Source organism: Paenibacillus sp. JMULE4 (genome assembly GCF_013337105.1).
Taxonomy (GTDB): domain Bacteria; phylum Bacillota; class Bacilli; order Paenibacillales; family NBRC-103111; genus Paenibacillus_G; species Paenibacillus_G naphthalenovorans.
Map to the genome: position 1 here is coordinate 581,055 of NZ_SGWF01000010.1, position 15,533 is coordinate 596,587.

Annotated in this window: 13 protein-coding genes; 2 read left to right on the forward strand and 11 right to left on the reverse strand. The window is 55.4% G+C overall.

Translation table 11 applies throughout. The annotated features are described in order from the left end of the window. Nucleotides 1-67: 67 nt before the first annotated feature. From mutL to EXW96_RS05175, 10 genes are all read right to left on the reverse strand, one after another. Nucleotides 68-1,981, reverse strand: a complete 1,914-nt coding sequence (gene mutL, locus EXW96_RS05130; protein ID WP_174350031.1) for a DNA mismatch repair endonuclease MutL — start codon at nucleotides 1,979-1,981, stop codon at nucleotides 68-70. Between the two features lie 14 nt (nucleotides 1,982-1,995). Further along, a complete protein-coding gene (locus EXW96_RS05135; protein WP_174350032.1) occupies nucleotides 1,996-3,453 on the reverse strand; it encodes a S41 family peptidase in 1,458 nt (485 codons plus the stop codon). A gap of 46 nt (nucleotides 3,454-3,499) precedes the next feature. After that, complete coding sequence (mutS, locus tag EXW96_RS05140; RefSeq protein ID WP_174350033.1) at nucleotides 3,500-6,193, reverse strand: DNA mismatch repair protein MutS; 2,694 nt, start codon at nucleotides 6,191-6,193, stop codon at nucleotides 3,500-3,502. Nucleotides 6,194-6,397: 204 nt separating this feature from the next. After that, nucleotides 6,398-7,888 (reverse strand): putative amidoligase domain-containing protein, encoded by a 1,491-nt coding sequence (locus EXW96_RS05145; protein ID WP_054819915.1) that lies wholly within the window; start codon nucleotides 7,886-7,888, stop codon nucleotides 6,398-6,400. 201 nt (nucleotides 7,889-8,089) lie between these two features. Then, complete coding sequence (locus tag EXW96_RS05150) at nucleotides 8,090-8,656, reverse strand: outer spore coat protein CotE (RefSeq protein WP_054819914.1); 567 nt, start codon at nucleotides 8,654-8,656, stop codon at nucleotides 8,090-8,092. Nucleotides 8,657-8,774: 118 nt separating this feature from the next. After that, the gene (locus EXW96_RS05155; protein ID WP_054819913.1) at nucleotides 8,775-9,272 is read right to left on the reverse strand and encodes a hypothetical protein; all 498 of its coding nucleotides are present in this window, start codon (nucleotides 9,270-9,272) and stop codon (nucleotides 8,775-8,777) included. Between the two features lie 93 nt (nucleotides 9,273-9,365). Next, nucleotides 9,366-10,169 (reverse strand): ABC transporter permease, encoded by an 804-nt coding sequence (locus tag EXW96_RS05160; RefSeq protein WP_174350084.1) that lies wholly within the window; start codon nucleotides 10,167-10,169, stop codon nucleotides 9,366-9,368. 34 nt (nucleotides 10,170-10,203) lie between these two features. Beyond that, nucleotides 10,204-11,001, reverse strand: coding sequence for an ABC transporter ATP-binding protein (locus EXW96_RS05165; RefSeq protein ID WP_054819912.1), 798 nt, complete (start codon nucleotides 10,999-11,001; stop codon nucleotides 10,204-10,206). Nucleotides 11,002-11,101: 100 nt separating this feature from the next. Further along, nucleotides 11,102-12,121: an ABC transporter substrate-binding protein gene (locus EXW96_RS05170; RefSeq protein ID WP_174350085.1), complete on the reverse strand. Its 1,020-nt coding sequence runs from the start codon at nucleotides 12,119-12,121 to the stop codon at nucleotides 11,102-11,104. A gap of 162 nt (nucleotides 12,122-12,283) precedes the next feature. Beyond that, a complete protein-coding gene (locus EXW96_RS05175; protein ID WP_174350034.1) occupies nucleotides 12,284-13,801 on the reverse strand; it encodes a carboxypeptidase M32 in 1,518 nt (505 codons plus the stop codon). A 110-nt stretch (nucleotides 13,802-13,911) separates the two neighbouring features. On the opposite strand from EXW96_RS05175, the gene EXW96_RS05180 reads away from it, so the two are divergent. Together EXW96_RS05180 and EXW96_RS05185 are read left to right on the forward strand one after the other, a co-directional pair. After that, nucleotides 13,912-14,238 (forward strand): iron-sulfur cluster biosynthesis family protein, encoded by a 327-nt coding sequence (locus EXW96_RS05180; RefSeq protein WP_174350035.1) that lies wholly within the window; start codon nucleotides 13,912-13,914, stop codon nucleotides 14,236-14,238. Between the two features lie 55 nt (nucleotides 14,239-14,293). Next, the gene (locus EXW96_RS05185) at nucleotides 14,294-14,863 is read left to right on the forward strand and encodes a beta-class carbonic anhydrase (RefSeq protein WP_054819917.1); all 570 of its coding nucleotides are present in this window, start codon (nucleotides 14,294-14,296) and stop codon (nucleotides 14,861-14,863) included. A 53-nt stretch (nucleotides 14,864-14,916) separates the two neighbouring features. Here the strand turns inward: EXW96_RS05185 and EXW96_RS05190 are convergent, their stop codons facing one another. Continuing rightward, nucleotides 14,917-15,495, reverse strand: coding sequence for a DUF309 domain-containing protein (locus tag EXW96_RS05190; protein WP_174350036.1), 579 nt, complete (start codon nucleotides 15,493-15,495; stop codon nucleotides 14,917-14,919). Nucleotides 15,496-15,533 lie beyond the last annotated feature (38 nt).

Below are 15,533 nucleotides of genomic sequence, written 5' to 3' on the forward strand. Positions count from 1 at the left end.
GTTATGCTTCAATATTCACTACCATTATAATGCAATTGCGCGGGAACGCAAATTCCGCGTCCCGCTTTTATTGTACCCGTTTGAACATTTTTTCCAGCTCATAGGTGGAGAAGCTGACGACGATCGGCCTTCCGTGCGGGCACGTGTACGGATTGCGGCAGGCCGCAAGCCGGTCGAGCAGCGTTTCGATCTCCAGCGTTCCGATGCTTTGATTCGCTTTGATCGATGCTTTGCAGGAGCACATGATCGCCGCTTTTTCCCGCAGCTTGCCGATATCCACCTGCTTCTTCTCGCTTAACAGCCATTCGATCATTTCTTCTACAATCGCCTGCTCATCGCCTTTCGGCAGCCAATGCGGATAAGCGCGGACAAGAAAGGACGTTCCTCCGAACGGCTCCAAATACACCCCTGCCTGCTCGAGCTGCGGAAGCTTGTCCGCCAGTCTTTCGGCCTCTACTGCCGTAAACTCCAGGGTAATGGGAACGAGCAGCTCCTGGCTTGCCTCTTCAGGCCTGCCGAACATGTCAAAGAAACGCTCGTAATTGATCCTCTCATGCGCCGCGTGCTGGTCGATCAGGAACAAGCCTTCCTCGTTCTGGGCGACGATATAAGTGCCGTGAAGCTGCCCGATGGGCTGAAGCTTCGGGAAACCCGGCAGCGCCGGCGGAGTCTCCGGCTCCGGTGCCAGCGTGCGCAGCAGCGCGCCGGAAGCGGCGGCCGCTTCGCGCGGCTGCAGCCGCTCGCGCGGGGCCTCCGCCCGCACAGGTGCCGGCGGCTCACCGCGCGGCGCCGCGAATGCGGGGCGCTCCGGACGCGGCGCATCGCCTGCAGGCGGCTGTGCCCACGGTGCCCGGGGTGCCTGGCCGACCGTGCCCGTCAGGCGCTCCGCGGCTGCGGCGGCCTGCGGCCGATACAGCTCGAGCTGCTCCTGCACGAGCGGCTCGCGCGGCCGCTTTCCCGCACCTCCCGGCTGTCCAGCCGAGGGGATCAACCGCTGCCGGCCGAGCGTTTCGCGCGTTTCGCGCTCGATCAGCTGCATCAGCTCGGGCTCCTTGCTGAAGCGCACCTCCAGCTTGGCCGGGTGGACGTTCACGTCGATCAGTGTCGGATCCATCTGTACGTGCAGCACCGCCACCGGGAAGCGGCCGATCGGCAGCAGCGTGTGATAACCCTGCAATAGAGCCTGTACCATCGGATAATTGCGGATATAGCGCCCGTTGATCACGGTCGTCATGCCGCCGCGGTTGGCCCGGGTAACCTCCGGCTTCGCGATAAAGCCTTCCAGCCGGTAATCCAGCGTTTCGCCGTGAACCGGAAGCATGCTCTTGGCCACAGCGGTACCATAGATCGACGCAATGGTCTGAAGCAGATCCCCTCCCCCGGGCGTCTGCGCCAGCACATGCCCGTTATGCTTCAGCGTGATGGCAATGTTCGGATGCGCTAGCGCCAGACGGTAAATATAATCCGTCACGTGCCCAAGCTCCGTTTGGATCGTCTTCATATATTTCAGCCTGGCCGGGGTGTTGTAAAACAGCTCCCGTACCGTAATATCCGTTCCTTGGGGTGCCGTGGCATCGGAACGCTCCAGCACGCTGCCGCCTTCCAGCACAAGGCGCGTCCCGAGACCGCTTGAATCCGGGGAAGTCAGCAGCTCCACCTTCGATACCGCCGCAATACTGGGCAAAGCTTCCCCGCGAAAGCCGAGCGTACGGATTTGGAACAAATCGTGAGAGCTTGCGATTTTGCTTGTGGCATGGCGGTAAAATGCCGTTTCGCAATCCTCGCGATCCATCCCCGACCCGTTGTCGGTCACCCGAATGAGCTGCAGACCGCCTTCTTCAATGGTGACATCGATCCGGGAGCTTCCGGCATCGATGGCATTTTCCACAAGCTCCTTCACGACCGAGGAAGGCCGTTCGACCACTTCGCCCGCGGCGATCTGGTTGGCGATATGTTCATCTAAAATGGTGATTTTTCCCATATGCCCGGACTCCTTTACGCGGTTGGTTTCTTCACTTGCTCAAACCCGATCGTGATATTCCTGCCGTCATCGCTCCATTTCAGGGCACTCCATACGGAAGCCGCCTGACGAAGGCTCACAAAGCCTGTACCGTCTTTCAGCAGAAGCTCTCCGCCGGCAGAACCAAATTCGAATTGGCCGTCTGCGGAACCGATCCGTACCGTCCGGTTCACCTCGTTCCACTCCACGGTACCGCCGATCAGAGCCGCCAGCACACGAGAGGGAACATAGGTTTGACCTTGTTCACGAATAACCCGGAAGGTGTTGTCCACGGCTAAACCGTTCACGGTCAAGTTCAGCCGCATCAGCGACAGGTCGATGCGGTTCGCACCGGCCAACCGGAGAGCCGTCAGCAGCTGCGGAACGTCTCCGCCCTCTACTTTAATGTCCGGCTCGATCCCCACTCCGTTCACTTTTCTGAACTTGGGAGTCAAATACTCTTGGATGGTAAGCTTCAAGGCACCGCCCGATTTCAGCGGAACCACCTGCTGCACACTGCCCTTTCCGTACGTTTTCGTTCCGATGACCTTAATCGCGCCATAATCCTGCAAAGCCCCTGTCAGCACTTCCGACGCGCTTGCGCTGTTTTCGTTGACCAGGAAATAAACCGGAAAAGGCTGCGTTGTCCCGTTCGTTATTTTCACCGGGTCGTCCACGTTATCGCGGTCCTTGGTATGCATCAGCGTACCCTCTTTCACGAAGAGCCTTGCCATTTGCTGAGCCGTCTCCAGAATGCCGCCGGGATTATCGCGCAGATCCACGATCAGGCTTTGGATTCCTTGCTCCTTGAGCGCCGCCAGCTCTTGACTCATCTTCTCATCTGCGTCGCTGGAAAATCCGATCACCTTCAAATACCCGATGCCCGGCTGAAAACGCCCGGCCGTTACACTGGGAACCTGCACTTTTTGACGCTCGATCGTCAGGTCCTTCGGTTCGCCGTCTCGCGTGATTTGGAGGTTCACCTTCGTTCCGGGCAAACCGATAATCCTGGAGGTAACTTCCTCCAACGGCTTCCCGATCGCGGATTCTCCCTCCACCCTGACAATCAGGTCGCCTGCCTTCAGTCCCGCTTGGCTGGCCGGAGAACCGCCAAACACTTCGGTGATGTAGAGCCCGTCCTCTTCCATGGTTACCCTGACGCCGATTCCGACGTATTGATTCTCGACCGAGGCTTCAAAAGACTTCAATTCTTCCGGCGTAAAGTATACCGTATACGGATCGTTCAACGCATCGATCATCGCTTGAATGGCCGCATCGGACAATTTGCTTCCGTTCGGGGAGCTCACATGGTTTCGCTCCAGCAGCTCCAGCACTTCCGTCACGCTCCCCGCGCCCGCAGCCCAAGCCGGGGCTGCGGCCGGAAACAGAAGCGACAGCGATAGTACGGCAGGAATCGCCTTGCGTAAGAGCAAGTTTTTCATTGTTCGTTTCATGATTAGTCCCTTCTCCCCACAGCCTCTTCGCCTTGCGAATCTTGATTTAGGAGGACAGTTGTTTTTTTAATTCATATAAAAAGTTCATGGCCGCCATCGGCGTCATATTCACCAAATCGGCCGAACGCAGCTGTTCAAGCACCTTGTCTGCTTTGGCCTCCTTTCGGGAAGGCTTGTCCGCCTTCTCCTCGGGTATAGGGAAGAGGCTCAGCTGCACGACCTCTTGCTGCCCGGAATGAACCGGCTCGGACTCCTTTACCTGCGGAGGCGGCTTAGGTTCATTGCGTTCTCCGCTTTCGCCGGCAGATGCCTGAAGCTGTCCCTGCAGCAGCTCTCCCCGCGCTTCAAACGCATGAAGCAGCTCGTAAGAGCGGTCGATGATCCTGGACGGCAAACCGGCGATTTGCGCGCAATAAATGCCGTAGCTGGTGCTTGCCGCCCCGCGGATCAGCTTCCGCAGAAACGTGACCTGCTGTCCGCTTTCTTTCACCGCCATGCAGTAATTGCGGAGTTCCCGCAGGCTTTCTTCCAGGTGCGCCAACTCGTGAAAATGAGTCGAAACCAGCGTTTTGCACCCGATCTGGTCGTGCAGATATTCGATCACCGCCTGTGCGATCGCCATGCCCTCGCCCGTGGACGTCCCTCGTCCCAGCTCGTCAATGATGACAAGACTTTTGGCGGTCGCCTTCTCGGTCATCACTTGAATATCCATCATCTCGACCATGAAGGTGCTCTGCCCGCCGATCAGATCGTCGGCCGCGCCGATGCGCGTGAAAATACGGTCAACGATCGGTATCCTTGCGCTCTTCGCCGGAACAAAACAGCCGATTTGCGCCATCAGGACAATCATCGCCACCTGGCGCATATAGGTGCTTTTACCCGCCATATTCGGACCGGTAATCAGCAGGATGCTGCCATCCTCTTTGGACAGCCTGGTTTCGTTGGCGATGAACACGCCGTTTTCCAGCACCGCTTCCACGACGGGATGACGCCCTTGCTCAATGAACAGCTCATATTCGTCACTGATTTCAGGCTTTGTAAAGCGATTCGCGCTGCTCACGTGTGCCAGCGACTGGTACACATCCACCGTCGCGATCAGCTCGGCCAGCTGCTGCAGCCTTGGGATGTGTGCAGCGAGCTTGTCCCTCAGCTGGATAAACAGCTCGTATTCGAGATCGACCATGCCTTCCTGGGCTTCAAGAATGAGGGCTTCCTTTTCTTTTAGCTCGGGCGTAACGAACCTCTCGGCGCCGGCCAGCGTCTGCTTCCGTTCATAACGGCCTTCCTCCAGAGAGGCCAGATTCGACTTCGTCACCTCGATGTAGTAGCCGAACACTTTGTTAAATCCGATTTTGAGCGATTTGATCCCTGTTCTCTCCCGCTCATGCTTCTCCAGCTCGGCGATCCACTGCTTGCCGTTCGTGCTCGCCTCGCGAAGCTGATCCAGGCGGGCGTTCAGCCCCGCCCGGATCATCCCCCCGTCCCGAATGGAGACGGGAGGGTCGTCCACGATGGCCTCTTCGATGGAGGCCATCAGATCCTGGCACGGATCGATCCGTGCCGCAAGCGCCGCCAGCGTGGCGGAGCCGCTGGTTTCACAAAGCTGCCGGAGCTTGGGCACCTGCGCGAGCGATGCCTTGAGCGCGACCAGATCGCGCGCGTTGGCGCTGCCGTAGGCAATGCGGGCCGTCAGCCGCTCCAGATCGTAAACCTCCTTCAGCGACTGCTTGAGCTCGTCGCGGACGATCAGTTGGCGGTACAGAAGATCCACCGCTTCCAGCCTTTCCTCGATATGCGTCCGGTTCATGAGCGGCTTCTCGATCCAACGGCGCAACAGCCGCCCGCCCATCGCCGTCACCGTCTTGTCGAGCAGCCACAAAAGCGTCCCTTTCTTCGACCGGTCGCGCACCGTCTCGACGAGCTCCAGATTACGGCGTGTGAACGGGTCCATCACCATATACTGGCTGGGCTCATAGACCCGGATATGCTTGATGTGCGTCAACGAACGCTTCTGCGTCTCCTGCAGATATTCCATCAAGAGCGCCAGCGTATCGCGGCCGCCCTCCGGAAGCGAGCGAAGCTGCGCCTCCGAGAAATGGCCTTCCGGAGACAAGCCTCCTCCTGCCGACGACCCGTCGCGCTCCCGCGGTGTCATCACCGCCGATTTCATCCAAGCCGCCGCCCCGCTGCGGATTCGCTCCAGCAGCGCGGCACTGCCCAGCACCTCGGACGGGCTGTACACATTCAGCTCGTCAAGCAGCAGCTCAAATGAGCCCTCCAGACGCGTCACGTAAAGCTCTCCGGTAGAAATGTCGCAAGCGGCAAAGCCGTAGCCTTCTCCGGAACGGACGACGGCAACGATATAGTTATTGCTCGTCTCGCCGAGCAAACGCGCGTCCATCACCGTGCCCGGCGTCACAATGCGAACGATTTCCCTGCGGACAGGCCCCTTCGCTTCAGCCGGATTCTCCACCTGTTCGCAGATGGCGACCTTATATCCTTTTTCTACCAAGCGGGCAATATAGCTTTCCGCCGAATGATACGGAACGCCGCACATCGGTATGCGCTCTTCCGCGCCGCCGTCCCTGCCGGTCAGCGTGATTTCAAGCTCGCGGGAAGCCAGCACCGCGTCATCAAAAAACATTTCATAGAAATCGCCTAAACGGAAAAACAAAAAAGCGTCCTGCACCTCCGCCTTGATGGCGAGGTACTGTTCGATCATGGGTGTATATTTGGCCATGCTTCATCCTCCAGATGCCTGCTGCGAAATCGCCCGCAAACATGCGTTTAACGATCCGTCGTGTTCTTATGTACAGCCGCGTTCTGCGGGCAGCAAGAGTTTCCGAAAGTTCGCCAAGCTTTGCAAACCTTCGTTACTCTATCTTTTAATTCTATCATGCCAATCATTATATCACGAAAAGATAGAGAACACTCGCGTTCTCTTCTATGCAAAGGGAGAGATTTTCCATTTGGGGCGGATGTCCTCCCGTTCATTCCAGGACCTCATCTGCAGCATCATGCGGCGAAGCGGAAGGAGATAGGATTCATGGCGCGCGTAACCGGGCAGCTTCTCCACATCACGCCAAAGCGCCGAAAGCAGCGGCCGGATGCGTGCTTTGTCCCCTTGATAATAGGCTCTCGTCACCTCGGGCTCCGCAAGCGGCCGCTGTTTCAGTTCAAGGTAATGTTCGGCCACCAGCTTCGCGAGGGCCAGCACCCCCTTGGCTACCGTCGGAGAAACCATCCAGCTCGGCAGGACGCGGTATTCGAATCCACCGTGCCTGGCCTTGCGAAAATCGCCCAGAAATCCGTATTGCGGCTTGCGCCAGCCGGTCGTCGTGTCCTCAAGCAGGGTCAGCGGGAGTGCAATATAGTTATCCAGCGCCCGCAGCAGCCTGCCGTCCAGCGGAGTCCCGCTGAAGTGAATATGTCCTCCCAGCGGAAGCCCGCGAACGGGCATTCCGCCCGCCACCCAGAGCAGATCCGAATCCGTGATCCGCTTTGCGGCAAGCTGCATCGTCCTATGAAGATGAATGAGGAGCTCCCGCACCTCGGTGCTCGGCTTCGGCCGCAGCTCGGCCAGGGGGAATATTTTCCTTCGGCTCCGGAGCACGATGGCATCGCAGCCGAAGGGCCCATCCTTATCGACATAACGGGAGGCGAATTTGACTTTTCCCCCCGGGGTAAGCAGCAGAAATTCAGGGTCCGCGCCCAGCATCACTTCTTTGTGCCGGCTGAAAACGCCGGAAGCCAACTGCTCGTCAAAGCGGTTCATCGCTTCGGCGAACAGCTCGGCCAGCCGGGGCGTCAATTGGGGAATCGCCTCCAGGCGAAGCACGGCCATCGTGCCGTCCGGCCTGACACCAACGCGGACAACGCCGTAGTCGAGTCCAAGTGCATAGATCGTTTTCACGGCTTCGCGCATCGCATGCGCGGCGTAATATGTAGGCCGGTCGGTCCCGAGCTCCGTCCATTCGGCCGCCGCCCCATCACGAATCCGCACCCCCGAAGGCGCGCCCGAACTGTAGTATACGCCAAAAGATTGATGAAACAAGGATAGCGCCTGCAGATGAAAAACGGGCACCGCATAGATATGGGTCCAGCGCCTCCCTTTCCCGGGAGCGGCGGCTGCGGCGGTCAGGTTCGTCCGCGCGGCTGACGACGGGTTCCCCTTTGCGGATGGGTCCTCTTCCAAAGCACAGTCTATTCCATGCATTTTCAACAGCTCTGCCACTCTTGCAGGCTGTAAAGAAAGGAGCAGGCTTTTGACCGGTTGAAGCGCCTCGGCATGGCCTCTTTCCGGATGGTAAGCGCCCCAGTGGATGATAAACCATGCTTCTTGTTCAGAAGGCAATCGGCTCCCGTGAGCAATGGTCAGCTTGTCTAACAACAGTTCCAGCGCAGGTTCGTTGGAATGCAGCAAAAATGCGCGCATAAGGAGGTCCTCCTTCTTCAAGTTTGCGGTAATGTCCAGGCGATGGCCAGCCGGCAGGACTGCTGACAAGCAGTCTTGGCACATACCCGCCCTGCCCAACCAGCCCATTTTTAAGCGGACAACCGCCGGGAACAAAAAAGAGGGCTGACGCCCTCTGCCGAAATGCCTTGTTCCGGCATATGATGTTAAGGAAAGATCGGATCAGTCCAGTTCCTCGTCTAACAGATCGGGATCCAGGTCCTCATAATCGCCGTCCTCGGTGCTGTCGAAATCCACATGCTTGTCGTCGAAATCATCGCAGCCGTTAGGGCATACCACCACGCATACCTTCGTCTCTGCGATCATTTCCACCTTAAATTCCCGTTCCACGCGAATAAGCACAGTATCTCCATGAGAGGAGATGCTTGCTTCCACGCAGTTCGGTTCCTGGGTAGCGACAGCCGACACTTCCGCTGTAGACGGCTTATGCTTTTTATCAAGATAGTGAAGCGACACCAACTCCGAATAAGATACGGTTTCTTTCGCAACATCGGTTTTGGTATTCCGGTCGTAGGAATACCATATGTTGACGTCGTAAGTACCTACCACTTCCACATGTTCACCCGACTTTACCGCATCGTATTGGTTGTTGATGATCCAAGCACCCAAAATACTTGTCGGAGCATGAGGCGGAGTGATCGAGTTGGTTACTTGTGAGAATTTGCGTCCTTTGCCACAGACAGCCTTCGTATAGATCTCTCTGCACTGCAAATCTTTATCTATTGACATCCTTCTAACCTCCTCCATACAATCATTCATTACATTTGTATGCAGGACATTCGTCTAGTGTGCCATTTTCTTTGTCATTTTTAATGAATTTCAAAAGTTTCTCAGAAACGTGCCGTTGTTAAGCGTCCTGCCCCACAGGACGTTTTTCCCGTTTGGCTACGCTAAAATAGACCTTCCTCTCTTCCGTGATCTGCAGCAGCTCGGCGCGAATCTCGAACTCTTCTCGCGTTGACGGCAGCGGCATGGATTTGAACTGCTTTTCCAGCTCCGCCAGCCGGTTCTCCGCTCTTCCCGTACAGCGCGGCATCTTCACGTCCTCTGCGAGTTCCTCAAACACGCCGGCCGGCAGTTCTCCGTGCGGCAGCATTTGATAGACCCTGGCGACAAGCTGTACCCTCCGCCGAATCGCTTCCAATTGCCGCTCGCGCATATAGAAATAGGCGGGCCGCGGCGCCCGGATCGCCTGCTCCAGCATATCTTCAGCCTCCAGCAGTCCACCGCCTCCGCTCCAAATATGCTCTGTATCTCTCAAATGGCGCGCTAGCTCGTTAAAAATCTGCGAGAACAGCAGCACCACCCTCACTTTGTATTCGAGCAGATTCAAGCTCGACACCATGTACCCCGCATATTGCCTTTTTCAGATGTTATCCTTGATGAGCCTTGAGCACAAAAAAAGGAACCGCCCGCTGAGCCGATTCCCGTATACTCTTTACCGCCTTCTCCCTACCAGCTTGCCTTCGAGGTAAGCTACCCCTTGATACATCACCGTCGCCGCGATAGCAATGATAAACAAGCTGCCGATCACCAGCGTGAAGTTGAAGACCTGAAAGCCATAGATGATCAAGTAACCCAGCCCTTGTTTGGATACGAGGTATTCGCCCACGATAACCCCGACCCAAGACAATCCAACATTCACCTTAAGCGTAGAAACGATGGTGGGATAGGAGGCGGGTAAAATGACTTTACGGAAAACCGTACGCCGGCTCCCGCCGAAGATCTGCACGACCTTGATCAAATTCGGGTCCACCTCACGGAAGCTGTTATAGATGACCAATATCGTGATAATCACGGTGATGGAAAGCGTGGTGGCGATGATCGACATCATTCCGGGCCCGAGCGCCACGATAAAAAGCGGCCCGAGCGCTACTTTGGGCAAACTGTTCAAGACGACAATGTACGGATCCAGCACCCGTGAAAGAAACGGGGAGAACCAGATGAGTGCTGCAATGGAGGCGCCCATGACCGTGCCCAGCAGGAAGCCGACCACCGTCTCCCATACCGTTACCCAAGTGTGAACCAGCATAGTTCCGTCAGCCGTCTTCTCCAGCAGCAGCCCTGCGACCCGGCTGGGCGAGCTGAACAGCAGCCCGTCAATCCATTGAAGCCGGCTGGCCGCTTCCCATAACCCGATAAACAAAATCAGCATGGTCCACTGTGTCAAACGAACATAGAAGGCAAGCTTTCGCTCCCTGTTGCGATACTGCTCGAAGACTCGCTCGGCCAACGGATCCATGGAGACTCCGGTCTCATTCCGAAGTCCGATTCGTTCACTCCGCTCCACTTTTGTTCCCTCCCCTCTTATCCATCTGCTCAAAAAGCCCCCACAAATAATGAAACAATTCATGAAATCCGTGCTCCTCCCGTGCTTTGAGCGGCAGCGCCCTGCGGATCGCTTCGGGCACTTCCACCTCCGCCAGCACGCGCCCCGGATTCGGACGCAGCACGATAATACGGTCGCTCATGGCAATCGCTTCGGAAATATCGTGCGTCACGAGCACCGCGGTTTTTTTCCGTGCCTTCAGCGTTTGGGCTACCAGGTCCTCAAGCTGCAGCTTGGTTTGGTAATCGAGTGCGGAGAACGGCTCATCCAGCAGTAAAATATCCGGTTCGGGAGCAAGTGTCCGCACAAGCGCCACCCTTTGCCGCATTCCCCCGGAAAGCTGGTGGGGATAACGGTCAACCTGATCGCTCAGGCCCATTTCATCCAGCAGCGCCAGTACGGACGAACGGGTATGCTCATTCAGCCGGCCGAGCAGTTCCAAACCGATCGACGCGTTCTCATCAATGGTGCGCCACGGGAATAAGTAGTCCTGCTGCAGCATATACCCCACCTTGGCCGTCGGCTTCCGAATCTCCTCCCCCAGAATGCGAATGGTCCCGGAAGTCGGGGGCAGCAGTCCGCTGATCAGTGAAAGCAAGCTCGTCTTGCCGCAGCCGCTTGGACCGATCAGGGTCACGAATTCACCCGGACGGATGGTAAGATCAATATCTTTAAGCGCTGTGAAAGTGCCTTTCCTATTGACATACACCTGCGACACGCCGTTCAATTCCACGGCGGATATCATGCTCATCCCTCCCTTGCCTTGTCTTGATGAAGATAGCGAAGAGGCGCCCGGCTTTGATTTCCATGACCGCCCCTATCGCTGCTTGATCCTCCGTCTTTCCTCATTCTTTTACGGTTTGCTTAGCCTGTTCGGCAAAGCGGGTATCGACAAGCGTTTGATGATCCACCCGCTGCTTCAGCTCTCCGGCTGCCTGCATGATGTCCTGAAGATGGTTCCACTCCTGCTCATCGACAATCCCGTCGGTTGCGAAGGAGCCCTGACTTTTATAGCGCTCTACGACGCTTTTTATAATTTCCTTATCCGTATCCTGGAAAAACGGCGCTATCGCCTCCGTTATTTCGTCGGAACCGTTTTTCTGCACCCAATTCTGGGCCTGCTGCACCGCATTCGCAAACTTTTGAATCGTTTCATGATTTTGATCGATGTAGCTTTTTTTGGCCATAAAGACCGTGTAAGGCAGCTTCCCGCTTTCTGCCCCGAACGAGGCGATCACATACCCTTTTCCTTCCTTCTCGAACATCGTCGCCTGCGGTTCGAACAGCTGCACATAATCACCTGTTCCGGAGGCGAACGCCGTAGGAATGTTGGCAAAATCGACGTTCTGGAGAAGGTTCAAATCCTTATGCGGATCGATACCGTGTTTTTTCAGCGTATACTCACCGGCCATCTGCGGCATTCCGCCTTTTCTTTGACCAAGGAAGGTGCTCCCCTTCAGTGTATTCCAATCGAAGTCGCCCTCCGGTTTGCTGCGGGAAACCAGAAACGTACCGTCTGTTTGCGTCAATTGAGCGAAGTTAATCACCGGATCGGCACTGCCCTGCTGATGCACATAAATGGAAGTTTCCGATCCGACCAGCGCGACATCGATGCCTCCTGACAGCAGTGTCGTCATCGTTTTATCGCCTCCGAACGTTGTCGTCAGCTCGATATCCAATCCCTGATCCTTAAAAAATCCCTTGCTGATCGCCACATACTCCGGGGCATAGAAGATCGAGCGCGTGACCTCGCCCACCCGCACCTTCTGAATGTCTCCCGCCTTTTCCGGGCTACAGCCTGCAAGCACCGCACCCACAGTCAGTATGAGCGCAAGCACAATAGCATACCCTTTTACCCGCCGCATCGTTTTCATAGGCCAGTCCCTCCCTGTCTGCTTCTACAATTCTTGATGCCATCATATGCACCTGCCCAAGGAAAGGTTCAGGATGGACCGCCGGAAAAGTCGTCAACATGGAATAAGGCATTCCCCGGATGCCCAAGGAATGCCTTGTTAATGAATGAATGTTTAGAGCCTGTAAATATCCGAATATTTCTCGCGCAAGTAATCCACCAAATAGTCGGGATTCAACTCCTCTCCGGTGACCTGCGTAATGATTTCCGTTGGCGTCAGGCTTTTGCCGTGACGGTAAATTTTGTCCGTTAGCCAGTCCTTGATCGGATGCAGATTTCCTTCCCGAATCAGGGCGTCCATGTCCAAATCCTGCCGAAGCGTACGCATGATCTGCGCCGCGTACATATTGCCGAGCGCATAAGAAGGGAAATAACCGAAAGCGCCTCCGGACCAGTGCACGTCCTGAAGCACCCCTTCCCCATTGTGGGCCGGTACGACTCCAAGGTAGTCGCGGTATTTTTCGTTCCAGATCTCCGGCAGGTCAGCCACCTTCACGCTGCCGCTGAACAATGCCTTTTCAATTTCGTAGCGGACCATAATATGCAGATTATATGTAAGCTCATCGGCCTCGATGCGGATCAGCGAAGGCTTCACTTCATTGGTAGCCCGGTAAAAGTCCTCCATAGCGACATGGTCGAACTGTCCGGGGTAATTGTTCTGCAGCTTCCCGTAGTATTGGGTCCAGAAAGGACGGCTCCGGCCGATCATATTTTCCCAGAAGCGGGACTGCGACTCATGAATGCCCATCGATGTGCCGGTGCACAGAGGCGTGCCGATCAGATCCGGCGAAATGTTCTGTTCGTACAGTGCATGCCCGCCCTCATGGATCGTACCGAACAATGCACTGTTCACATCGTCGGGCAAATACCGGGTCGTAATCCGCACATCGCCCGGATTCAGACCGGTAGCAAACGGATGGACGGTTTCGTCCAGTCTTCCGGCCTCAAAATCATAGCCCATTTGCTCCAGGATATACAGGCTGAACCGCTTTTGCTTTTCCTTATCAAACTCCTGTTTTAAAAAGGACGTATCCGGTTTATGCGGCGAAGACTGAATGGCAGTAAGCAGCGGCACAACCTTCTCACGGAGCGCGCCGAATACCTGATCGAGCTTCTCCACCGTCATGCCCGGCTCATACATATCCAGCAGCGTGTTATACTTATGTCCCTTGTAACCCCATAAATCGATAAACTCCAGATTCATATCCACAATTTTTTCCAGATAAGGCTGGAAGCCCGCAAAGTCCGCCTGTTCTTTAGCTGCTTCCCATGCCGCTTCCGACTGGGAAGTGAGCACAACGTATTCCTGATAGCGTTTGGGAGGAATTTTTTTACTGCGGTCGTACTCCTTCCGGCATTCGCTGACGATCTTCCTATATAAGGGATCCAGCCGGTCGTTCACCTCAGGGGAAGCAAAATAGTCCAGAAACGCTCCCATTTCATCCGACACCGACATTTTGAACAGCTCGCCGGAAAGCTCGCCTACCACCTCGGAACGCGTCGCAATCCCTTTTCTCGGCGCTCCCGTGCGCATATCCCAATAGATGAGTCCTACGGCTTCCTCGTAGCTTTTCATCTTTTTTAAATAGTGCTTGAAGTCGTTCAACTTTGTTTCAAAGCTTGATGTCGTCACTCGGCATGCCCCTTTCCTTTATCGGTATATCTTGATCATACTTCCTCTTGAAAACAGAAGCAAATTTCTCCAAAATGGGGTATGATAGATAGAGGAGGAGAGTGAACACCATGCATATTACTTTTACCGAAGAGGCCGCCAGGGAGATTGATTCAAAGTTGAGCGCCGCTGCCGGCGGCAAGCTGAAGCTGGTCTATGACGCGGAAGGCTGCGGCTGCGCGGTCAGCGGCGTGCCGACGTTATGGATTACGGACAAGCCCGACAGCAACGATTTCACGGTTCAGGACGAGCCTTACCCTCTGCTGATGGATCGCAAGCATGAAGTGTTTTTCGAGGAGCGCATGACCATAGATTACAAAAAGAGCGGTCATTGCTTCGTATTGACAAGCGGCGGCCAAATTTTCAATGCCCACATGCGGCTTTTGGACAAAAGATAATATAAAGAGCAAAGAAAACTGGATCATAGATTTGACCTATTGGGGAGGACTAGAGATGTCTATATTATCCGATATTATCGAACACAATCAGGCATTCGTGGAGGCCAAAGCGTACGAGCAGTTTAAAACCACCAAATTTCCCGATAAAAAAATGGTCATCCTGACCTGTATGGATACACGTCTTACCGAGCTGCTGCCCAAAGCGATGAACCTGCGCAACGGAGATGCCAAAATTATCAAGAATGCCGGGGCGATCGTCTCCCATCCGTTCGGAAGTATTATGCGGAGCATCATTGTGGCGGTTTATGAGCTCAATGCCAAGGAGGTCTTTGTTGTCGGCCACTACGAGTGCGGCATGACCGGACTGAATGCGAAAGATGTACTGAACAAAGCCCGCAGCCGCGGCGTAACGAGCGAGCTGATCGATACGCTGCAGAATGCGGGTATCAATCTTGACGGTTTTCTGACCGGCTTCGATTACGTGCACGACGGTGTCGTCAACAGCGTAAAGCTGATCAGAAACCATCCGCTGCTGCCCAAAGATTTGCCCGTGCACGGCTTAATCATCCATCCGGAAACGGGCCGCCTGGACATCATCTCCAACGGATATGAGGCCATCGGCTGAACGTATCCATGGACTGAAATCATCGCGGAGCTGCCGATATGCGTTATCGGCCTTCACTGCGATGATTTTTTTATTTCAGCTTCTCCATCATCCGTCTCCCGCTTCAACCGCTGCTTCCGCTTGAGCTGTTTCTGAAGCTCCCGCTCCGCCACGACCGTGCTGCGGTCGCGCAAGGTATGCTTATGAATCAGAAACTCATCGTTCATATCCGTTGGCTGTCCCCATACTTTGCCGGTGCGGGCGCAAGCCTGACCGCATAAGGTTGTCAGTGTCTCGTCCTTCAAGGGGATGTCCAGATCCGAGTAGATGAAGCTCGCCGGATCCATGCATTCCTGCAAACGAGCCTGAAGGCGCTCCCTGAACTTCTCTCCATCGATGCCAAGTCGTTCCAGCCGTTCCTTGTCTAGCCGCTGGATGGCGCTGGTTAGCATTTTGACCGCTCCGGACAGATTGCCCCGTCTTTGATGGTAAAGCGAAACAGCCACCTGAATCAGGCCGACATACGCTTCGCTGTTCGGGTCTTCCGGATGCTCCTTCCAATATTCTTCCAGCACTTCGTGACATTCGAAAAAATCCCGCTCGGCATGAAAATGAAACAAATAGTCGATATAAGCTTTCGGGTATAAGTTCATCGGCATTCATCCTTTGGACGTTCATCAGATTTTAATTT